This window comes from Mesorhizobium wenxiniae, from assembly GCF_002284535.1.
Taxonomy (GTDB): domain Bacteria; phylum Pseudomonadota; class Alphaproteobacteria; order Rhizobiales; family Rhizobiaceae; genus Mesorhizobium; species Mesorhizobium wenxiniae.
On record NZ_NPKH01000023.1, the window covers coordinates 1 to 19,588 of the forward strand.

The window sequence follows — 19,588 nt, forward strand, 5'->3', positions numbered from 1 at the left end:
GGCAAACGACCCGATATCAGTCGCTGACCGGTTCCTTGCCGGTCCCCGAAAGCTGGCCTTCATTCCGGCGGCCCCGTCCTTTGGTGAAATAGGGCGGCAAGCAGAAAGATGCGACGGCGCCGCCATATTCGGCAAATGCCTTATAGCCCGATCCGAAATTAAGTTGAGTTTGGTGTCAGCAGCTCCGCGAGAGCCCACCGGTAGACATCTCGACTGTTCATCGAGCGCCCTTGGCCGCCGGCGCTACAGAAGGTGACGATATCTTTTGAATGCCCTGTATCGATCGACGATGACGGCTCATGACGTTTTCTTTCCATATGATTGTCTCTGGATCGACAGATTTCCAGTCGATCCTGGTGCCTTATTCCTGACGCACCCAAATCTGCGAGCGACCGAACATTGAGACACCAATGTAGCCGCGCACGTTGAGCTTCTTGCCGCCGTCCGTCAGTTGGATCTTGCTGCTGTAGACCTTGCCGCTGAAGTGTCTGCCGGCTAACGGTCTGCGGCAGGAGTGCTCTTGTCGAGAGCAATGCGGCTATCGGCGGTGGTTGGGTGACTACCTTGGAGAATACCGCGCCGTAGCGTGCAGTCAGCGGGGTTCGCGAACGGCTAAGGGCGCAGTGAGCGAGATTTTTGAGCGCCGGCCCGGCAAAAGCCATGATCTCCGCTATGTCAGTCGGGCATGACCGTTGCCAAAATCGAAAATTCCGGTGCCCGATCAAGCTTTAACAGGCGAATGCTATTTAGAGCTGCCGGCCTTGCTGCACTGGCCGGGCTCGCTGCCTGCGCCACTGTGCTGCCCACCGGCGAAGGCGCCGGGGTCTCCGCCTCCGCCGTCGGCACACTGGCGGGCATCCGTGCCTCAGCCGGCCTCGGGCCGCTTCTCCCCGACCCTCAGCTCGAACAGGCAGCCCTGCAGCAGTCCGGCTATATGGCGCGCGGCGGCCGCATGACCCATACCACAGGCTGGGGCAAGGGATTCGCCTCGCGCGTCAAGGGCAACGGCATTAGCGGTGCTGCCGCCGAAAACATCGCCGAGGGCCGTTTCGATCAGCAGAAGCTGTTCGACATCTGGATGCATTCGGCCGGCCACCGCCGCAACATGCTCGACCCGCGCTTCACCCGCTTCGGTCTGGCCTATGTGCGGCACGGCCGCGACAGCTCGCTGCGCTACTGGAGCCTTGTTCTGGGCAGATAGGGGGTGTGTCCGGCAAGTCGACAAGCCGTCAGCCCATATGCGCAGCGGGACCGGCGGTCGGACCAGCCTTTGGCTTGCGCAGCAGGAAAACAAACGGGATGGCAAGCGTCATCATCATCAGCAGCTTGAAGTCATTGACGTAGTCTCAGGCTTCATCATCCGATGGACCGAGGTGGTCTATTGCGCCTCACCCGCCGTGGCGTGGCCGAAGATGCTCGGAAGCCCGCGGGAAACGCCGGTGTCCACCGTGACGGTCGCACTCATGCCGGTGCGCAGCGCCATCTTGGCGTCGGCATCGGCCAGTTGCAGGCGTACCGGAATGCGCTGGGTGACCTTGACCCGGTTGCCGGTGCGTTTTGGGCGGGCAACAGCGAGAACTCGGCCCCCGTGCCGGCGCCGATCGCCTTGACCGTAGCTTCGAACGTCTTGCCCGGACAGGTGTCGACCACGATTTCAGCCTTCTGGCCGCGCTTCATATTGGTGAGCTGGATTTCTTTGAAATTGGCATCGATCCGGGTTTCGCCGGTCTCGGCCAGCGAAAACGGCGGCGTACCCGAGCCGACATACCGGCCGACCTTGAACGAGGCAGCCTGGCTGATGATGCCGGCTGCCGGCGCCCTGACCGTAGTCTGCCCCAAATCGTAGGCAGCCTTGTCGCATGCGGCGAGCGTCGCCATCACGGTCGATGCTTTGTCGGTCTCGATATCGGGGATTGCCGCCAAGCGCAGCCCTGGCGCTGAGGATGCCCTGCTCGGCCGCGGCCAGTTGCTGCTTGGCCTTGTCGAGATCGTTCCTGGCCTCCTCCAGCGACGATTTGGCGTTAATGCCCTTGCGGGCAAGGTCGGCGGCCCGGTCATATTGCGACTGCGCGTAGTCGACCTGGCTGGCGTCGAAGTTCTCCTGCGCTACCAGTGTTCTCGTTTTTCCCTGGGCGTCCCATTCGAGGACCTTTCAAAGGGACAGCATGGAAAAGGTCGGTCGCCAAAACATCGGAAAATTTTCAGAATCCGATCGGGATTTCAGCGCCTGAAAAGCCGAATGAAAGCGTGCTGGTGAACGGGCGAATTGACCCTGTTTTCGCGCCAAGGCGTCCCCGTCTCCAGCCAAGGATCATAGCCGGCTTTCGCACCCATTCCGGCGCCGGCCGCAACATGGATAGGAGATAACATGAGTGCCGCATTCCACAGCAGGTTGAAACGTGGCCTCGTCGGCGTATCGATCGCGGCGCTCGCCTGCGCCGCCGCCGTCACCTGGTACGCTGCCAAGGGCGAGGCCGCGAGCGCAAAGCCGGATGTGCCGGAAGCGAAGCTGGTCAAGGCCGTGACGGTGAAGCCGGCACCGCAGGCGGACAGCCGGCTCGCGATCGGCGAAATCCGCCCACAGCGCGAAAGCGACCTTGGGTTCCGGCTCTCCGGCAAGCTCGTGCAGCGCACGGCAGCAGTAGGTCAGATGGTCAGGAAAGGCGAAGTGCTCGCCCGCATCGAGGACCAGGATTATCGCAACCGCTTGCGCAGCGCCCAGGCCGATGTCGCGGCGGCGCAGGCCGTGCTGGTCGAGGCGAGTGCCGCAGAGGTCCGCCTCGGAGCGCTGCTTGCCAAAGGCTTCACGACGCGCGCCAGCTATGATGCGACGTTGAAGAACCTCCGCTCGGCGCAAGCCAAGCTGGACTCGGCAAAGATTGGCTTGGAGATGGCCAGGGATCAGCTCGCTTATACCGAACTGCACGCCGATTTCGACGGCGTGGTGACGGCGACTGGCGCTGAGGAAGGCCAGCTCGTCAATGTCGGGCAGATGGTCGTGCGCATCGCCGATCCGCAAGCCCGCGACGCCGTCTTCTCGATCGCCGAGGCAGCTTTCTCGGACGGCCGCAGGGCCGGGCATCCGCCGGAGATCATGGTCTCGCTGCTGAGCAACCCGGCGATCTCGACATCCGGCGTCATCCGCGAGGTGTCGCCGGTGGCCGATGCCGCCACCCGCACCTTCCAGGTGAAGGTTTCGCTGCGCAACGCCCCGGATGAAATGCGCTTTGGCAGCAGCGTCGCGGGCCGTGTCAACGAATCCAGCGCGCCTGTCGTGGTGCTGCCGGGAAGTGCGCTGTTCGACAAGGACGGTAAGCCGGCCGTGTGGATTGTGAGCGCTTCGTCGGCGGTCGAGCTGAAGCCAGTCGTTATTGATCGCTATGAGACGGAGCGCGTCATCGTCAGCGGCGGCCTGGCCGAAGGCGACGTTGTCGTAACCGCCGGCATCAACCGGCTGCGCGAACACGAAAAGGTTCGCGTCGCGGCAGGAGAATCCAGATGAGCCCGTCACAAACGAAAATCCTGATCGCCGGCGCCGGACCAACCGGGCTGACACTTGCCCTCTGGCTCGCCCGTCTCGGCGTGCCGGTCCGCATCTTCGACAAGGCCGCGGGTCCGGGCGAGACATCGCGCGCGCTCGCCGTCCAGGCCCGCACGCTCGAGTTCCACCGCCAGATCGGCATCGTCGAGGACGTGCTTGCCGCCGGCGTGCGGCTGGAGCAACTCACTTTGCGCACGCCGGCCGGCATTGCCGCAAAGCTGCCGCTCTCCGACTTCGGCCGCGGCATCAGCCCGTACTCCTTTGCATTCGCGCTGCCGCAAGACATTCACGAGCGCATCATGATCACGCATCTCGAGCGCGCCGGGGTTCGGGTCGAGCGCAACACCGAGCTGGTCGCCTTCGAGGACAGGACCAGTTCGGTTGTCGCCACATTGCGCAATGGCGGTGTGACCGAGACAGTCTGTGCCGCCTATCTCGTCGGTTGCGACGGCGCCCGCAGCGCCGTGCGGCATGGGCTAAATATCGGCTTCCCGGGTGGCACTTACGAACAGGCCTTCTACGTCGCCGACGTGACGGGCAGCGGCGCGGTCACCCGCAACGGCATGGACACCACGGTCAGCGCTTACGGTTTCGCGATCGCCATGCCGGTCAGGCAATCCGGTTCACTGCGTCTGATCGGCATCGTGCCGAAGGCGCATGAAGCCGATGAGACGATCACCTTCGAGGCGATCCGCGCCGATGTCGAGCGCGACACCGGCATCAAGGTCAGCGAAGTCAACTGGTTCTCGACCTACCGCGTCCACCACCGCGTTGCCGAACGCTTCCGCGTCGGCCGCGTGTTCCTCTGCGGCGATGCCGGCCACATCCACAGCCCGGCCGGCGGCCAGGGCATGAACACCGGCATCGGCGATGCCGTCAACCTGGGCTGGAAGCTCGCTGCCGTGGTTCAAGGCCGTGCCGATCAGCGCCTGCTCGACAGCTACGAGCCGGAGCGCATCGCCTTTGCCCGGAAGTTGATCGAGAGCACCGACACGGCGTTCCGCTTCATCACCAGCCGCTCGCGCCTGGTCGGCCTGTTTCGCCGCTATCTGATGCCAAAGATCCTGAACGTCCTGTTGCACACGTCGTTCGGCTCGCGCGCCTTCTTCGGCCTAATCTCGCAGGCCGCGATCCAGTACCGTTCCGGGCCGATCAGTTCCGGCACGGCCGGGAAAATCAGCGGCGGCGACCGCCTGCCCTATGTCCTCACCGCCAGCGGCAACAATTTCGAGCCGCTGCGCTCGCTGGACTGGCAGGTGCATGTCTATGGCGCGGCGAATGCCGAGTTCCGGGCGATGCTGGCTCCCACCGGCATCCCGATCCACAGCTTCGCCTGGTCCGACATGGCCAAAGCTACGGGCCTGCATCGCGACGGTGCCTATTTGGTGCGGCCCGACGGCCATGTCGCGCTGGCCTCGCCGGTGCAGGAGGCAGCAGCGTTCCAGCGCTATCTCGCAGCGCTCTCGCTCCGGCCAAGGCTGGCCGAGCGCGCGCCGTACCGCATCCCAGGCACCATGCACAGCCTGGCCTGACAGTTGCTGCGCCCGCCGACCCGCGGGCGCAGCACCGACAGACCCTCAACAGCACAACGTAGCCGGCGTCGGCCGGCCGCGCGCCAGACTGCGCGCGACATCAAGGAGTTGCATCATGACCAGCTTCAACCTTTCCGAATGGGCGCTGCGCCACAAGAGCTTCGTCATCTACCTGATGATCGCGGCCGCGCTCGCCGGCATGTTCGCCTATACGGGCCTCGGCCGCGAAGAGGACCCGCCCTTCACCATCAAGACCATGGTGGTCAAGACTTTATGGCCGGGCGCCACGACCAGCGACACGGTCGAACAGATCACCGATCGCATCGAGAAGAAGCTCGAGGAGCTTCCCAACCTCGACTACGTCAAGAGCTACACCAAGCCCGGCGAATCCGTGGTCTTCGTCAACCTGAAGGACACGGTGGCGGCCGATCAGGTGCAGCCGCTCTGGTACCAGGTGCGCAAGAAGCTCGACGATATAAAATCGACAATGCCTTCAGGCGTCCAAGGCCCCTTCTACAATGACGAGTTCGGCGACACCTATTCGCTTATCTACGCGCTCACCTCCGACGGCATCAGCCATCGTGAGCTGAAGGACCTGGCCAGCAGCCTGCGCGCCGGGCTGCTGACCGTGCCCGACGTCGCCAAGGTCGAGCTGATCGGCCAGCAGGACGAGAAGATCTATCTCGAATTCTCGACGCAGAAGGTCGCCGCACTCGGGCTCGACGTCGGCACGCTGTCGCAGGCGCTGCAGGCGCAGAACGCGCTGACCCCGAGCGGCACGGTCGATGCCGGCCCCGAACGCATCGCCATCCGGGTTTCCGGCAGCTTCACCTCCGAAGAGAGCCTGAAGGCGATCAACTTCTATGCCAACGGCCACTATTTCAGGCTGGGTGATATTGCCGAGGTCAGGCGCGCCTATTCCGACCCGCCACAGCCGATGTTCCGCTTCAACGGCAAGCCGGCTCTCGGCATCGCCATCTCGATGACATCAGGCGGCGACGCGCTTGCGCTCGGCGAGAACGTCAAGGAAAAAATGCACGAGATGGCGGCCGAGCTGCCGCTCGGCGTCGAGCTCGGCCTGGTCGCCGACCAGTCGCATGTGGTCGAAGAATCCGTCGGCGAGTTCACCAAGAGCCTTGGCGAAGCCATCGCCATTGTGCTCGCCGTCAGCTTCCTGGCGCTCGGCTGGCGTCCGGGCATCGTCGTGGCCGTCGCCATCCCACTGGTGCTCGCCATCACCTTCGTCACCATGGAGTATTTCGGCATCTCGCTGCAGCGCATCTCGCTCGGCGCGCTGATCATCGCTCTTGGCCTTCTGGTCGACGACGCCATGATCGCGGTCGAGATGATGATTTCCAAAATGGAGGAAGGCTACGACCGGATCTCGGCCGCCACCTATGCCTACACCTCGACCGCCTTCCCGATGCTCACCGGCACGCTGGTGACGATTGCCGGCTTCGTGCCGGTCGGCTTCGCCAAGAGTGGCGCCGGCGAATATTGCTTCTCGCTGTTCGCGGTCGTTGGCATAGCGCTGATCGTTTCCTGGGTCGTCGCGGTGCTGTTCACGCCACTGACCGGCGTCGTCCTGCTGCCTGAGCGCATCAAGGGCCATGGCAGCCACCAGCCGTCGCGCCTGGCGCGCGGCTTCCGCGTGCTGCTCGAAACGGCAATGCGGGCGAAGTGGCTGGTGCTGTCGGCGACCGCCGGGCTGTTCGCGCTCTCGGTCGTGGCCATGGGCTTTGTCGGTCAGGAGTTCTTCCCGAAATCCGACCGGCCCGAAATCATGGTCGATCTCACCTTGCCGCAAACGGCGTCGATCAAGGCGACCGACGAGGTCGTGGGCCGCGTCGAGAAGCTGCTCGCCGCCGATCCCGACATCGAGCACTGGAGCTTCTATGTCGGCCAGGGCGCGGTCCGCTTCTACCTGCCGCTCGACGCGCAGCTGGCCAACGACTTCTTCGCCCAGGCGGTGGTCGTGACCAAGGGCCACGCCGTGCGCCAGGCCGTGATCGATCGGCTGGAAAAGTCGCTCTCCAGCGGCTTCGACAACGTCATGACCCGTGTCACGCCGCTCGAACTCGGACCGCCAGTCGGCTGGCCGTTGAAGTTCCGCGTCAGCGGACCGAATCCGGACAAGGCGCGCAGCCTGGCACAGCAGTTCGCACAGGTCCTGGGCAGCAATGGTGCCGTGCGCAATATCAACTACGACTGGAACGAGCCTGCCAAGGTCATCAAGGTCGAGGTCGACCAGGACAGGGCGCGCGCGCTGGGCATCTCCTCGCAGCAGCTTGCCGACACGATTAATTCGATCCTGTCGGGGTCGAAGATCACGCAGATGCGCGACGATACCTACCTGGTCGACATCGTGGCCCGTGCCGTGCAGTCGGAACGTGCCGACATCGACACGCTGCGCACGCTTACGGTCAGCGCCTCGGGCGGACGCCGCGTGCCGCTCGACCAGGTCGCCTCGTTCTCCTACCAGACCGAGGCGCCGCTGATCTGGCGCCGAGGCCGTCTGCCGACAGTGACCGTGCAGGCCGACGTCGTGCCGGGCGCCGATCCCTCCTCCGTGGTGCGCAAGCTCGACAGCGCGATCGCTGCTTTCAAAGCGGGACTGCCGGCCCGCTACAGCGTCGAACAGGGCGGCGTCATGGAGGACAGCGCCAAAGCGCAAGCGAGCATCTTCGTCGTCTTCCCGCTGATGCTGTTCATCATGATAACCGTGCTGATGATTCAGCTGATGAGCTTCCAGCGCCTGGTGCTGGTGCTGCTCACCGCTCCGCTGGCGCTGATCGGCGTTGCTGCCGCGCTGCTGATGTCGGGAGCACCGATGGGCTTCGTCGCCATCCTCGGCGTTATGTCGCTGATCGGCATGGTGATCCGCAACTCGGTCATCCTGATCGCGCAGATCGACCAGCACATCGCCTCGGGCGAGGAGCCGTGGTCGGCGGTGATCAGCGCCACCGCGCATCGGCTGCGGCCGATCCTGCTGACGGCAGCCGCGGCCATTCTCGGCATGATCCCGATCGCACCGACGGTGTTCTGGGGCCCGATGGCCTATGCGGTGATGGGCGGCCTCATGGTGGCGACCGCGCTGACGCTGATCTTTCTGCCGACCCTCTACGTCGCCTGGTTCGGCATCAAGGCACCGGCGGAGTCGGCGGCTGAACCCATCGAGTCCGTCGCCGAACCGCAGCCGCTGGCCGCTTAAAGGCGACCCCTCCCAACAAACGCCACGGCGGCGGAACCGCCGTGGCAGCCGCTCGCAAGATTTAAACTGAAAGGACCGAACATGACACCCGTTTTCGGAAACCTTCTCATCCGCGTCAACGCCAGCTTCCTGATTCTCGCATCGGCAGGCGGCCTGATAACCGACATTGCCGGCTCCTTCTTCGGGCGCAGCGCCGAGGCAGCCCTGCTCGCCAATGCACCCGGGACCGGCATCGGCTTCATCGAGGCGCACGGGCTTGCCCTGATCATCGGGCTGACCATGTGGCGCAGCGCCTATTCCCTGAACTGGCACGCTGTCCTGGCGGCCGTCCATGCACTGCTCGGAACCGCAAACCTCTTGTTCTGGCAGTTCTTCATCGCCGCCGACGTGCTCATCGTCGGCTACGCGACGACCGCGGCACATTGGCTGTTCGTGGTTGCCCACCTCGCGGTTCTGGCGGGCACTGCCCGGCCAGTCGCGTCATCGCACTGACCTTCGATCAACATCAGGAGAAACGAAAAAAATGCCTCTGAAATCCGCGAAGAAATTCCGCTCGGCCGCTGCATTGCTCGCGGTCGGCCTCGCCGCCGTCGAGATCATCGGCATCGCCGCGCCGGCGCTGTCGCTGGTCAGCCAGGCCGAGGCCCGAGTCGGCCAGCCCTGGACGCCCCGGAGTGCCGCAGGCGTCGCACGGCGCACCACATGGCGCGTGCTCCGGCACACTACAGCCTGGGTTCCCGCGCTGCCCGGGGGCTGCGTGCGCACCAAGGTCAACGGCTTCGCCGTCTGGCGTTGCGGCGGCACCTACTATCGAGCCTATCAAGGCCGCTATATCGTCGTTGTCGTCGATTAACCGACCCCGGGCGCAGCCTGCCGCCCAAGCGCAAGCATGACGCCTTCGGCGAGATGATCCGCGTCGGCCTGATTCTCGAACGGGACGCCGCGCAGCGCATAGTCGACCGGCGAAAACGGATCGCCCTCGTCGATGAGGGCGATCTGCCGCCTCGCCCGTTCCATCTCGCCCATCTGGGCGTAGCAGGCGGCGAGTCGCGTGCGGATCCACGGCGCCGGGCGTGTGGCAAGCTCCAACGCCTCCGCCGCTGGCCGGTATTCGCCCATCATGTAGAGCGCCAGCGCGCGATCGAACTGGTACCAGTGCGGGTGCAAGGGGTCGATGCGTATGCCGCGCGCCAGCCAGGTCAGCGCCTCGAGCGGTCTACCGCGCATTGTAAGCAGCATGCCCATCTGCTCGATGCTGTCGGCGTCATAAGGGTTGAGCTGCAGCGCGATGCGCATGTGGTGCTCGGCCGCTTCATGGTCGCGCATATAGAGTCGCACCAGCGACTGCACCCGATGGCCGGTCGCCTGGTCCGGCGAGAGCGACAGACCCTTGTCGGCAAGGTCGCGGGCGTTTTCCAGCACCGCGTCGCTGGCACGCCCGAATTCTCCATCCAATGCGCGTGCCAAAGCGAGGTAGGTGTAGGCCAGGCCATAGGTCGGGTCCTTGGCGATGGCCGCCTCGAACAACGCCTCCGCACCCCGCTGATCGGTCTGGGCGGGATCGCGCAGGAGCGCGAAGCCGCGCAGCGCCAACTCATAGGCGGCGAGGCTGGTGATAGGCTTGCGCGAAGCCTGCTCCAGACCGGCATTGGTGACCCGCGTGACCAGCCGGCTGACGATCTGCTCGACGATCTCCCGCTCGATCGCGAACAGGCCCGTGCCGCGCGACTGGTAGCGGTCGCCCCAGAGCTGGCTGGCGCTCGCGGTGTCGATGAGGTTGACGGCCGCCACCACGTGCTCGCCCTGACGACGCACTGACCCTTCGATGAGGAAGTCCGCGCCGATGCGCGAACGGATCTGCGGCCACTCGGTGCGTGCAAAAGAGGCGAAGGAAAAGCTCGAATTGCGCGCCAGGACGGTGACGGTTCCGAAGCGTGCCAGCCCGTTGATGATATCCTCGGCGAAGCCGTCGACAATCGCCTCGTCCGCCAGATCGCCGCTTTCATTGCGGAAACGCAGCACCGCCACGATCGGCTGCCCGCCGATCTCCGGCGATTGCTCGGCTTCGGCCGCCAGCATGTAACCGCGTTTGGAGACGGTGCGAACCATATCCTCGCCGATTGCCTTGCGGATCTCGCGGATCGATTGCGTCAGCGAATCTTCGGTAACGAAAATGCCGGGCCAGGCAACTTCCATCAGCTCTGATTTCGGCACGATGCGGCCCATGTTGCGGGCGAGATGTGTCAACAGGGTATAGGCTTTGGGACGAAGGAATAGCGGCTCATCGGGGCCGCGCAGTGTCCCCCTGGCCAGATCCAGCGTGAATCCGCCAAATCGAAAGGTCTGATCGGCAGTCGCGATCGCCACTGGGATACCCTCCCTGACAAGCTCATTGACATACCGTATGCGCGTCCCGTCAAGAGCCGTGTGGGGCGAGCAGGAATTTGCGCGGAGCGCAATTTCGATCAAACTCTCGATGCCACGAGACGGCACCATCCTCGTGCCAAATGCGAGGCCGTGCCAATGAGGGCATGCCGGATACCAGGACTGCCAATGCGAGGAGTGATATGAACCCGACCGAGAAAGCGCTGTGGTTCGTCGAAAGCCATTTGCCGGAAGCAGTCTCGCTTGACGATGTCGCCAAGAGCAGTGGCGTGTCGCGCTTTCACGTGACGCGAGCTTTCGGTGCGGCGACCGGCAGTTCGGTGATGGGCTACGTCCGTTCTCGCCGGCTGACCGAGGCGGCGCGCAGGCTCGCCGCCGGTGCGCCCGACATCCTCTCGGTCGCGCTCGACGCCGGCTACGCCTCGCATGAGGCCTTCACCCGCGCCTTCCGCGACCAGTTCGGCACCACGCCGGAACTGGTGCGCGCGCAAGGCTCACTCAAAAACCTCGATCTCGTGGAGCCGATCCTGATGGACCAGTCCTTCCTCACCAATCTCGAACCGCCGCGTTTCGAAATCAGCCGGCCGTTTCTCATCGCCGGTCTCGGCGAGCGCTACAGCTGCGAAACCAGCGCCGGCATCCCGATGCAATGGCAGCGGTTCGGCCCCTATATCGGCAACATTCCAGGCGAGGTCGGGGACGCCGCTTATGGCGTCTGCGTCAACGGCGACGATGCAGGCAATTTCGACTATATCGCCGGCGTCGAAGTGTCCGATTTTTCGGACCTGCCGAAGGAGTTTTCGCGCGTACGCGTGCCGGCGCAGATATACGCCGTGTTCGCCCATCGTGACCACATCTCGACCATCCGCCGCACGGTCAACACGATCTGGAACAAATGGCTGCCGGCCTCCGGGCATAAGATCGCCGACGCGCCCGAATTCGAGCGCTACGGCCCCGAATTCGATCCACGCAGCGGCAATGGCGGGTTGGAAATCTGGATACCGGTCAAAGCCTAAGCACCACTACAGTTCCAGGTTCCAGTTCTGGCCGACCAGATCCTTGCCGAAGGCGTGGTGACGCTCCTCGTCGGCCAATTTGAAACCGGCCGCCTCGTAGATGCGGCGCGCTGAGGTGAGCACGTCATTGGTCCACAGCGTCAACGTCTTGTATCCCCTCGCTCGGGCAAAGCCGATGCATTCCTCGACCAGCCGCCTGCCGATGCCGAGACCGCGCGCCGAGGGTTCGACATAGAGCAGGCGCAGCTTCGCCACCGCGTCCGACTGGCGCACGACAAAGACCGAGCCGACGACTTCGCCCTCCCGCTCGGCGATCCAACTGCGTTCCCATTTCGGATCGAAGGATTTGACGAAGGCGCCGAGGATTTCGGCGACCAGCGCCTCGTAGGTTTCGTCCCAGCCATATTCCTGCGCGTAAAGCAGGCCCTGTCGATGGATGATCCAGCCGATGTCGCCGACCTGCAAAGGTCGCAGCATGTAGGGAATTTTGGCCTCCGTGCCTTCGCTGAGCAGGCGCTGCACCGTCTGCATTGCCTTGACCAGCCTGTCCTGTTCTATAGTCGGAAGCCGGTCGAGCAAGGCCGCGACCTGATCGTGCGAACCTTGGTTCAGCGGCGCGAACGCCGCCCTTCCCACCGGCGTCAGCGCGATCGACGAGCGCCGCGCATCGGCTTGCGTCGCGGCGCGCTCGACCAGGCCGCGCTCCTCGAACTTTTTCAGCAACCGGCTTAGGTAGCCGGGGTCGAGACCGAGATCGCGCGCAAGGTCGGTGGCGGTCAGGCCATCGCGATGCGCTAGTTCATAGAGCACACGAGCCTCGGTCAGCGAGAAGGCGCTTTTCAGCAACCCTTCGTCGAGCAGGCCGATCTGGCGGGTGTAGAAGCGGTTGAAGCCCCGCACGGCATCGATCCGCTCCTTGCCGGGTTGATGATGAATTGTCATGGCATCCTCCTACCGCACAAGATCAACCACTTACTTGACTTAGTCAAGTATCTGTTTGAAGCAGGTCATACGCATTGTCCGGCGCGAGTCGTGCCGAGCGGCTGCGATCCGCTGGCGGAACGATGCTCGCTGTTGGTGCTTGCTTCGCCGAGGCGCCAGTACTTCATCGCCGGGCGTTGATTGGCCCACTCAGCGCCTTGACTCTCGCCAGCCGCCGGCTTATCTCACCGCCACGTTAGCACTCGCCATTGGTGAGTGCTAACGTAGGTCCGGCGTCGCCGGACGGAGGAACTGTTCTCACCATTCTCATCGAGGAATAAAAAATGGCAAAGTCGAAGTTCCGCCCGCTTCATGACCGCGTGGTCGTACGCCGGGTTGAATCCGAATCCAAGACTGCCGGCGGGATCATCATCCCGGACACGGCGAAGGAAAAGCCGCAGGAAGGCGAGATCATCGCCGTCGGTTCCGGCGCCCGCGACGAAGCCGGCAAGCTCGTCCCGCTGGACGTCAAGGCCGGCGATCGCATCCTGTTCGGCAAGTGGTCGGGCACCGAAGTCAAGCTCAATGGCGAAGACCTTCTGATCATGAAGGAATCCGACATCATGGGCATCATCGGCTGAATATCGGCCTCACCGTCACTTAAATCTTCGGGCTCAATTCAAGCCCCTGCCAGGAGCTAAAAAATGGCTGCCAAAGACGTAAAATTTTCCCGCGATGCCCGTGAGCGCATGCTGCGCGGCGTCAACATCCTCGCCGACGCAGTGAAGGTCACGCTCGGCCCCAAGGGCCGCAACGTCGTCATAGACAAGTCGTTCGGCGCACCGCGCATCACCAAGGACGGCGTCACCGTCGCCAAGGAAATCGAGCTTGAAGACAAGTTCGAGAACATGGGCGCGCAGATGGTCCGCGAAGTCGCTTCGAAGACCAACGACATCGCCGGCGACGGCACCACGACCGCGACCGTTCTGGCGCAGTCGATCGTCCAGGAAGGCCACAAGGCGGTTGCCGCCGGCATGAACCCGATGGACCTGAAGCGCGGCATCGATCTCGCGGTTAGCGACGTCGTCGCGACGCTGATCAAGAACGCCAAGAAGATCAAGACCTCGGAAGAGGTTGCCCAGGTCGGCACCATCGCCGGCAATGGCGACGCTTCGGTCGGCTCGATGATTGCCGAAGCGATGCAGAAGGTCGGCAACGAGGGCGTCATCACGGTCGAGGAAGCCAAGACCGCAGAGACCGAACTCGAAGTCGTCGAAGGCATGCAGTTCGACCGAGGCTATCTCTCGCCCTACTTCGTCACCAACGCCGACAAGATGGTTGCGGATCTGGAAGACGCCTACATCCTTCTCCACGAGAAGAAGCTCTCCAACCTGCAGGCCATGCTGCCGATCCTCGAGGCTGTCGTGCAGACCTCGAAGCCGCTGGTCATCATCTCGGAAGACGTCGAAGGCGAGGCTCTGGCCACGCTCGTCGTCAACAAGCTGCGTGGCGGCCTGAAGATCGCCGCCGTCAAGGCGCCGGGCTTCGGTGATCGCCGCAAGGCCATGCTGGAAGACATCGCCATCCTCACCGGTGGCCAGGTCATTTCCGAAGACCTCGGCATCAAGCTCGAGAATGTTGGCCTCAACATGCTCGGCCGCGCCAAGAAGGTGTCGATCTCCAAGGAGAACACCACCATCGTCGACGGTGCCGGCAAGAAGGCCGAGATCCAGGGCCGCGTCGCCCAGATCAAGCAGCAGATCGAGGAGACCACCTCGGACTACGACAAGGAGAAGCTGCAGGAACGTCTCGCCAAGCTGGCGGGCGGCGTTGCCGTCATCCGCGTCGGCGGTGCGACCGAGATCGAAGTCAAGGAAAAGAAGGACCGCGTCGATGACGCCCTCAACGCGACCCGCGCGGCCGTCGAAGAAGGCATCGTACCCGGCGGCGGCGTCGCACTCCTGCGCGCTTCGCTGAGCATCAAGGCTGTCGGCGCCAACTCCGACCAGACCGCGGGCATCAGCATCGTGCGTCGCGCGCTGCAGGCTCCGGCTCGCCAGATCGCGTCCAACGCCGGTGCGGAAGCATCGATCGTTGCCGGCAAGATCCTCGAGAACAAGGGCCCGACCTTCGGCTTCAACGCCCAGACCGGCGAATATGGCGACATGATCGCCATGGGTATCGTCGATCCGGTCAAGGTCGTGCGCACGGCTCTCCAGGATGCGGCCTCGGTCGCCGGCCTGCTGGTCACCACCGAAGCCATGATCGCCGAGGCTCCGAAGAAGGAGTCGGCTGGCGGCGGCATGCCTGGCGGAATGGGCGGCGGCGGCATGGGCGGCATGGGCGGCATGGATTTCTAAGGAAATCCATCAGCACGCCCATGAACTGATAATGCTCAAGCCCCCAAGCGGGCTTGAGTGGCGGCATGGATTTCTAAGGAAGTCCATCAGCACGCCCATGAACTGATAATGCTCAAGCCCGCAAGCGGGCTTGAGTGGCGGCATGGATTTCTAAGACTGATAATGCTCAAGCCCGCAAGCGGGCTTGAGTGGCGGCATGGATTTCTAATCCAGCCCATCAGCCTTCAGATACGGAAAAGGGCGGCAGCGATGCCGCCCCTTTTTATTTGTTACGCACCTCAATCGCCGTGCCAGCCGCGATCGGCGGGCGAGACCTCCTGTACCGCTGCACGCTTTGGCAATAGTTACGGCATGATCGCAGGGCTGGAGCCATCTCTTGTTCGGCCTTCGGCGCTTTCGGCAGGGCTCCGCGCCGGCTTCGATGCGATCAAGGCCATAAAATATCAGCCCGCCGTTACCGCGACCTCTTTGGCAGGCAAGGCACCTTCTATCAGCGCGGCGACCTCATCGGCCACCGCCAGCACCGGGGCGCGGTCGCGGGTGGCGCGCGCGATCACCATCAGCCCTTCCAGCGATGATTCGACAAGCAGCGCCAGAGCGCGGGCGCGGCGCTCGGGCACCCCTGCCCTGACGAAGGCCGCCTGCAGCAAGCCTATCCATTGCTCGAAAGCCGACCGGCAAAGTTCGGCCAGCTCCGGCACGTCGGTCGGCGAGTCCAGCACCACGGGCGCGATCGGGCAGCCAAGCGTGAACTGGGTGTCCTCCAGCATGCGCGCGACCGACTGATAGATATGGTGGACGGCCACCGCCGGATCTTTTTCGGCAGCCAGCTCTTCACCAAGCCTTTGAGTCACCTTGTCAACGCTGTCGCGCGTCACTTCGATCACCAGTTGGTCCTTGCCGCCCGGAAAATGAAAATAGAGCGATCCTCGTGGCGCACCGGAGGCGCTCAAAATGTCGTTGAGCGAAGTACCGTGATAGCCGCGCTGCCTCAGCAGCAGCGCCGTCGCCTCGATCATGCGGGTGCGGGTGTCGTTGGCCATGTCAACCTCTGTCAGGAGTCAGCATTATAGACCTTGCACTAGATATGACAATCGGTTTACATAATATGTAGATCAGTCTATATATCTTGACGGCATTCGTGTAAGAGGAGAACGATAAAATGACCATCCGTGAAGCAGAGGCCCAATGGCAGGGGTCGTTAAAAGAAGGTTCGGGCCGCCTGCGGCTTGGCAGCGGCGTCTTCGAAGGCGCCTATTCCTTCCCGTCGCGCTTCGAAAAAGGTCCCGGCACGAATCCGGAGGAACTGATTGCGGCGGCGCATGCCGGCTGCTTTTCAATGGCGCTGAGCGCAATAGCAGGCAGCGGCGGCCATGTCCCCGTACGGATCCACACCGTTGCCAAGGTGCATCTCGGCACCAGCACGGCCGGACCGACGATCACCCGCCTCGACCTTGAAACGGAAGCCGAAGTCCCGGGCCTGGCGCCCGAGGAATTCCAGCGGCTTGCCCAATCCGCGAAGACGACATGCCTGGTCTCCCGGGCTTTGGCCGGCGTGGCGGATATCAGGCTCAAGGCCGACCTCGTAACGGCCGCCGCTGCGGAAAATGACATCAGGAGGTGCCAAGATGGAACAGAATAGCATCATGCTCATCCATCCAGACGACCAATCCAGACGGACGGCCGAGATCATGCGGCGCTTCAACGACGTGTTCCAAAATCATGATCCGTCGGCACTCCCGGGCCTGGTGGCCGAGGACTGCGTCATCGAAAATACCATGCCGGCGCCAAATGGCGCCCGCCATGCCGGGCGGGAGGCGTGCGTCGGCCTATGGTCGGCAATCGCCAGCGAACCCGGCACCCGCTTCGACCTTGAAGAGACGTTCGTCGCCGGTGAACGGGCGACAATCCGCTGGCGTTACTGGCCTGCCGACGGCAACTCCATCCGCGGCGTCAATCTGATGCGCGTAGCGGACGGGCAGATCGTCGAGGCGATGGGATACGTCAAGGGGTAGCCAAAGGGTGCTACCGCTCGGTCAGCGCCAGTTTTGCGCCGAGCGCGACGAAGGCGCCGGCGAAGGTGCGGCGCATCCAGGTCAGTACCATCGGCCGCGACACGACATGGCTGCGGATCGAGGCTGCGAAGATGCCATAGCCGGCAAAGACGACGAAGGTCAAAAACATGAAGACGGTGCTGAGCTCCAGCATCTTCGACAGCGCATGCGGTTCGGTGGTGCTGACGAACTGCGGCAGGAAGGCGAAAAAGAAGATCGACAGCTTCGGATTGAGGATGTTGATGAGGATGCCCGAGGTGATCACCTGGCCGGCCGAGCGCGGCGCGACATCCTGCCCGACGTTCAAGCTGCCGCTCTCTTTCAGCGTGTTCCATGCCATGTAGAGCAGGTAGGCGACGCCCAGATATTTCAGCGTCTCGAAGGCGAGTGCGCTGGTGTGCAGCAGCGCCGCCAGACCGGTGATGGCGGCCGCCATATGCGGAATGATGCCGAGCGTGCAGCCGAAAGCAGCGATGATGCTGGCGCGCGCGCCACGCGAAAGCCCGGCGCTCAGGGTATAGAGAACGCCTGTGCCGGGCGAAGCCACGACAATCAGCGAGGTCAACAAGAATTCGATGCTCACGGATGGCCTCCCGGCGTTGTCCCTGCCGCCCGGCAACGTAGCCAGCGAAACGCGCAGGCACAAGCCAGCCCGAGGACCGTTAGTGCCTCATTCGAATTTCGGCTCACGACGCTTTGCCGACATGCACTACTCAATCAGGTCTCAGCTAAGCGGCCATGCCCGTGACTACTGTCGGCCAAGGTCTCGATAACGCGACATTCCGCCACCCGGCCAGAGGCGCATTCCTCAACCATCCGCCGCAATTCCGCTCGCAGAGCGTTGAGGCTGACAATGCGTTCCTCGACTTCAGCAAGGCGTGCTTTTGCGATCCTGTCGGCAACGCTGCAAGATTGATCCGGGTTGTCCTGCAGCGACAGAAGCGCGCGGATTGCCTCGATATCGAAGCCGAGTTCACGCGCATGCTTGATGAAGGCAAGTCGCGCTATGGCGTTTTTGTCATAGCGCCTTTGCTGCCCTTCGGTGCGAGGTGGCGGCAGCAACAGGCCGATCTGTTCATAGTAGCGTATGGTCGGCACCTTCACTTTGGTGCGCCGCGCGAGTTCGCCAATCGAAAAATCCATGAAAAAGCCTCTTGAACCTCTAGTCACTATAGAGAATACGGTGCCTGCACAAAAGGAGGCACCGCATGGCTGACCATTGCTGCAATGACGAAAAGAACGCTTCCTGCGCACCGACGCCGTTGGTCTTTCCGGTGAGCGCGGCCGCCGCTCGCGAGGAGGTCGAAGACGCTTGCTGCTCTGGGGGCGTGCCAATCTTTGACGGCATGGACCCGCGCTACAAGCGCATGCTCTGGACAGTCATCGGCATCAATGGGGCGATGTTCCTGACGGAGATGGTGGCAGGTCAGCTTGCGGGATCGCAGGCGTTGAAGGCCGATGCATTAGATTTCTTCGCCGATACCGTCACTTACGGGTTGAGCCTCGCCGTGATCGGGGCAAGCCTGCGCACACGAGCGACGGCCGCCCTGTTTAAGGGCCTCTCGCTTTCCGTTATGGCTGTCTGGGTCTTTGGTTCAACCGTCTACCATACCCTTGTCCTTGGACTTCCGAGCGCTGAAGTAATGGGTGTGATCGGCTTTCTTGCGCTGGCGGCAAACCTTGGCTCCGTGCTCCTGCTCCGACCCTACAAGGACGGCGACGCGAATGTGCGATCGGTCTGGCTTTGCTCCCGCAACGATGCGATCGGCAATGTTGTGGTTATGGCAGCGGCATTGGGAGTGTGGGGCACATCGACGGCATGGCCCGATCTGGCGGTGGCGGCGCTGATGGCAGGCATCTTTCTTATGTCTTCAGTGCAAATCCTGCGACAGGCGTGGAGCGAGTATCATGAAGGCCACCGCCCTGATCAGGTTGCCGCAGAATGAAATGCCACCGTCTCCTTCCCACCCGAGGTGGGAGTTCAAACCGAGCCACTATCTGAGGCCCGTTATCACAGCGTCGGCAGCCCGTGCGCCTTGCGCGCCATCAGGCAATCGTCGCCGCCGGGCATGCAGGCGCGGCAGACGTCCGGGCGGACCTCGTAAATGCCACAGGCGGTCGACTTGCCGACCTCGCCGGAAAGCGCCGAGCAACGCACGCCGTCACAGCGCATGCCCGCTTCGTCGGCGGCCACATAGTCTTGCGGGATCCGGTCGAGCTGCGCGTCGTCCTCGGTCGAGAAGCGCGGCCATTCGGATGAATAGGAACAGCAGGCGCCGCAGCTCTGGCAGTCGAAGAGAGGGGCGGCGCGCTCCTCCAGAGGCAAAAAATCTCCGGCACTCGCCAAGGCCAGCAGCCCTGACGCAACCGGATTCAGATCGGCGTTTCGCTGCAAAGGCGCTATTTCTTCTTCCTGGTCTTGCGCGCCGCCGCTTCCGCCGGCGACTTGAACAGATCGGTCGCGGCCTCGCCGGTAACGTCGGCTTTCGGCGCGGCGGCCGGCTTGGCCAGCTTTGCGGTGGCACCGGATGCTGCCGGCTGATCCTTGGCGGAAAATTTTATGGCCAT

General features: G+C 63.4%; 19 protein-coding genes and 2 pseudogenes. 12 read left to right on the plus strand and 9 right to left on the minus strand.

Annotation, left to right across the window (positions count from 1 at the left end; all coding sequences use genetic code 11):
* Positions 1-361: 361 nt before the first annotated feature.
* A pseudogene (locus CIT31_RS16270) lies at positions 362-469 on the minus strand (DUF2147 domain-containing protein); the annotation flags it as partial.
* 216 nt (positions 470-685) lie between these two features.
* Between CIT31_RS16270 and CIT31_RS16275 the strand changes: the two are divergent.
* The gene (locus CIT31_RS16275) at positions 686-1,201 is read left to right on the plus strand and encodes a CAP domain-containing protein (protein WP_095519461.1); all 516 of its coding nucleotides are present in this window, start codon (positions 686-688) and stop codon (positions 1,199-1,201) included.
* A 177-nt stretch (positions 1,202-1,378) separates the two neighbouring features.
* Here the strand turns inward: CIT31_RS16275 and CIT31_RS16280 are convergent.
* Positions 1,379-2,107 (minus strand): annotated as a pseudogene (locus tag CIT31_RS16280) (HlyD family secretion protein); the annotation flags it as partial.
* A gap of 261 nt (positions 2,108-2,368) precedes the next feature.
* Here CIT31_RS16280 and CIT31_RS16285 point away from each other — a divergent pair.
* The 5 genes from CIT31_RS16285 (at position 2,369) to CIT31_RS16305 (ending at position 9,137) form a co-directional block, all read left to right on the plus strand.
* On the plus strand, positions 2,369-3,502 hold the full coding sequence (locus tag CIT31_RS16285; protein WP_095519462.1) for an efflux RND transporter periplasmic adaptor subunit: 1,134 nt from the start codon (positions 2,369-2,371) through the stop codon (positions 3,500-3,502).
* Entirely contained in the window at positions 3,499-5,073 is a 1,575-nt protein-coding gene (locus CIT31_RS16290) for an FAD-dependent monooxygenase (protein ID WP_095519463.1), read from the plus strand. The genes CIT31_RS16285 and CIT31_RS16290 overlap by 4 nt, the downstream gene beginning before the upstream one ends.
* A 115-nt stretch (positions 5,074-5,188) precedes the next feature.
* Positions 5,189-8,284 carry an efflux RND transporter permease subunit gene (locus CIT31_RS16295; RefSeq protein WP_095519464.1) on the plus strand — a complete coding sequence of 1,032 codons (3,096 nt, stop codon included), beginning with the start codon at positions 5,189-5,191 and terminating at the stop codon, positions 8,282-8,284.
* An 81-nt stretch (positions 8,285-8,365) separates the two neighbouring features.
* Positions 8,366-8,776 (plus strand): hypothetical protein, encoded by a 411-nt coding sequence (locus CIT31_RS16300; RefSeq protein WP_095519465.1) that lies wholly within the window; start codon positions 8,366-8,368, stop codon positions 8,774-8,776.
* 31 nt (positions 8,777-8,807) lie between these two features.
* Positions 8,808-9,137 carry a hypothetical protein gene (locus CIT31_RS16305; RefSeq protein ID WP_245316335.1) on the plus strand — a complete coding sequence of 110 codons (330 nt, stop codon included), beginning with the start codon at positions 8,808-8,810 and terminating at the stop codon, positions 9,135-9,137.
* Here CIT31_RS16305 and CIT31_RS16310 read toward each other — a convergent pair.
* Complete coding sequence (locus CIT31_RS16310; RefSeq protein WP_095519896.1) at positions 9,134-10,651, minus strand: winged helix-turn-helix domain-containing tetratricopeptide repeat protein; 1,518 nt, start codon at positions 10,649-10,651, stop codon at positions 9,134-9,136. The genes CIT31_RS16305 and CIT31_RS16310 overlap by 4 nt on opposite strands.
* A gap of 200 nt (positions 10,652-10,851) precedes the next feature.
* Between CIT31_RS16310 and CIT31_RS16315 the strand changes: the two genes are divergently transcribed.
* Positions 10,852-11,685: an AraC family transcriptional regulator gene (locus CIT31_RS16315; protein ID WP_095519466.1), complete on the plus strand. Its 834-nt coding sequence runs from the start codon at positions 10,852-10,854 to the stop codon at positions 11,683-11,685.
* Between the two features lie 6 nt (positions 11,686-11,691).
* On the opposite strand, the gene CIT31_RS16320 is transcribed toward CIT31_RS16315, so the two are convergent.
* Entirely contained in the window at positions 11,692-12,627 is a 936-nt protein-coding gene (locus CIT31_RS16320; protein ID WP_095519467.1) for a bifunctional helix-turn-helix transcriptional regulator/GNAT family N-acetyltransferase, read from the minus strand.
* A 323-nt stretch (positions 12,628-12,950) separates the two neighbouring features.
* On the opposite strand from CIT31_RS16320, the gene groES reads away from it, so the two are divergent.
* Complete coding sequence (groES, locus tag CIT31_RS16325) at positions 12,951-13,247, plus strand: co-chaperone GroES (protein ID WP_006203049.1); 297 nt, start codon at positions 12,951-12,953, stop codon at positions 13,245-13,247.
* A gap of 63 nt (positions 13,248-13,310) precedes the next feature.
* Entirely contained in the window at positions 13,311-14,966 is a 1,656-nt protein-coding gene (groL, locus tag CIT31_RS16330) for a chaperonin GroEL (RefSeq protein WP_029354200.1), read from the plus strand.
* 443 nt (positions 14,967-15,409) lie between these two features.
* On the opposite strand, the gene CIT31_RS16335 is transcribed toward groL, so the two are convergent.
* The gene (locus tag CIT31_RS16335; RefSeq protein ID WP_095519468.1) at positions 15,410-16,009 is read right to left on the minus strand and encodes a TetR/AcrR family transcriptional regulator; all 600 of its coding nucleotides are present in this window, start codon (positions 16,007-16,009) and stop codon (positions 15,410-15,412) included.
* A 119-nt stretch (positions 16,010-16,128) separates the two neighbouring features.
* Here CIT31_RS16335 and CIT31_RS16340 point away from each other — a divergent pair, with 119 nt between their 5' ends.
* Positions 16,129-16,608 carry an OsmC family protein gene (locus CIT31_RS16340; protein WP_095519469.1) on the plus strand — a complete coding sequence of 160 codons (480 nt, stop codon included), beginning with the start codon at positions 16,129-16,131 and terminating at the stop codon, positions 16,606-16,608.
* The gene (locus CIT31_RS16345) at positions 16,595-16,981 is read left to right on the plus strand and encodes a nuclear transport factor 2 family protein (protein WP_095519470.1); all 387 of its coding nucleotides are present in this window, start codon (positions 16,595-16,597) and stop codon (positions 16,979-16,981) included. Before CIT31_RS16340 ends, CIT31_RS16345 begins: the two co-directional genes overlap by 14 nt.
* 10 nt (positions 16,982-16,991) lie before the next feature.
* Here the strand turns inward: CIT31_RS16345 and CIT31_RS16350 are convergent, their stop codons facing one another.
* Positions 16,992-17,603 carry a LysE family translocator gene (locus CIT31_RS16350; RefSeq protein ID WP_095519898.1) on the minus strand — a complete coding sequence of 204 codons (612 nt, stop codon included), beginning with the start codon at positions 17,601-17,603 and terminating at the stop codon, positions 16,992-16,994.
* Between the two features lie 134 nt (positions 17,604-17,737).
* Complete coding sequence (locus CIT31_RS16355) at positions 17,738-18,163, minus strand: MerR family transcriptional regulator (protein ID WP_095519471.1); 426 nt, start codon at positions 18,161-18,163, stop codon at positions 17,738-17,740.
* Between the two features lie 65 nt (positions 18,164-18,228).
* Between CIT31_RS16355 and CIT31_RS16360 the strand changes: the two genes are divergently transcribed.
* Positions 18,229-18,966, plus strand: a complete 738-nt coding sequence (locus tag CIT31_RS16360; RefSeq protein ID WP_095519472.1) for a cation efflux transmembrane domain-containing protein — start codon at positions 18,229-18,231, stop codon at positions 18,964-18,966.
* Positions 18,967-19,031: 65 nt separating this feature from the next.
* On the opposite strand, the gene CIT31_RS16365 is transcribed toward CIT31_RS16360, so the two are convergent.
* Positions 19,032-19,415 carry a YkgJ family cysteine cluster protein gene (locus tag CIT31_RS16365; RefSeq protein ID WP_095519473.1) on the minus strand — a complete coding sequence of 128 codons (384 nt, stop codon included), beginning with the start codon at positions 19,413-19,415 and terminating at the stop codon, positions 19,032-19,034.
* Positions 19,416-19,420: 5 nt separating this feature from the next.
* On the minus strand, positions 19,421-19,588 hold the full coding sequence (locus CIT31_RS34255; RefSeq protein ID WP_095519474.1) for a hypothetical protein: 168 nt from the start codon (positions 19,586-19,588) through the stop codon (positions 19,421-19,423).

Excerpts from the sequence above, each read along its gene's own strand:
- CIT31_RS16295 (WP_095519464.1), top strand. The coding sequence starts at position 5,189 with ATGACCAGCTTCAACCTTTCCGAATGGGCGCTGCGCCACAAGAGCTTC.
- CIT31_RS16285 (WP_095519462.1), top strand. The coding sequence starts at position 2,369 with ATGAGTGCCGCATTCCACAGCAGGTTGAAACGTGGCCTCGTCGGCGTA.
- CIT31_RS16335 (WP_095519468.1), bottom strand. The coding sequence starts at position 16,009 with ATGGCCAACGACACCCGCACCCGCATGATCGAGGCGACGGCGCTGCTG.
- CIT31_RS16275 (WP_095519461.1), top strand. The coding sequence starts at position 686 with ATGACCGTTGCCAAAATCGAAAATTCCGGTGCCCGATCAAGCTTTAAC.
- groL (WP_029354200.1), top strand. The coding sequence starts at position 13,311 with ATGGCTGCCAAAGACGTAAAATTTTCCCGCGATGCCCGTGAGCGCATG.
- CIT31_RS16300 (WP_095519465.1), top strand. The coding sequence starts at position 8,366 with ATGACACCCGTTTTCGGAAACCTTCTCATCCGCGTCAACGCCAGCTTC.
- CIT31_RS16355 (WP_095519471.1), bottom strand. The coding sequence starts at position 18,163 with ATGGATTTTTCGATTGGCGAACTCGCGCGGCGCACCAAAGTGAAGGTG.
- CIT31_RS16345 (WP_095519470.1), top strand. The coding sequence starts at position 16,595 with ATGGAACAGAATAGCATCATGCTCATCCATCCAGACGACCAATCCAGA.
- CIT31_RS16290 (WP_095519463.1), top strand. The coding sequence starts at position 3,499 with ATGAGCCCGTCACAAACGAAAATCCTGATCGCCGGCGCCGGACCAACC.
- CIT31_RS16360 (WP_095519472.1), top strand. The coding sequence starts at position 18,229 with ATGGCTGACCATTGCTGCAATGACGAAAAGAACGCTTCCTGCGCACCG.
- CIT31_RS34255 (WP_095519474.1), bottom strand. The coding sequence starts at position 19,588 with ATGGCCATAAAATTTTCCGCCAAGGATCAGCCGGCAGCATCCGGTGCC.
- CIT31_RS16340 (WP_095519469.1), top strand. The coding sequence starts at position 16,129 with ATGACCATCCGTGAAGCAGAGGCCCAATGGCAGGGGTCGTTAAAAGAA.
- CIT31_RS16315 (WP_095519466.1), top strand. The coding sequence starts at position 10,852 with ATGAACCCGACCGAGAAAGCGCTGTGGTTCGTCGAAAGCCATTTGCCG.
- groES (WP_006203049.1), top strand. The coding sequence starts at position 12,951 with ATGGCAAAGTCGAAGTTCCGCCCGCTTCATGACCGCGTGGTCGTACGC.
- CIT31_RS16305 (WP_245316335.1), top strand. The coding sequence starts at position 8,808 with ATGCCTCTGAAATCCGCGAAGAAATTCCGCTCGGCCGCTGCATTGCTC.
- CIT31_RS16320 (WP_095519467.1), bottom strand. The coding sequence starts at position 12,627 with ATGACAATTCATCATCAACCCGGCAAGGAGCGGATCGATGCCGTGCGG.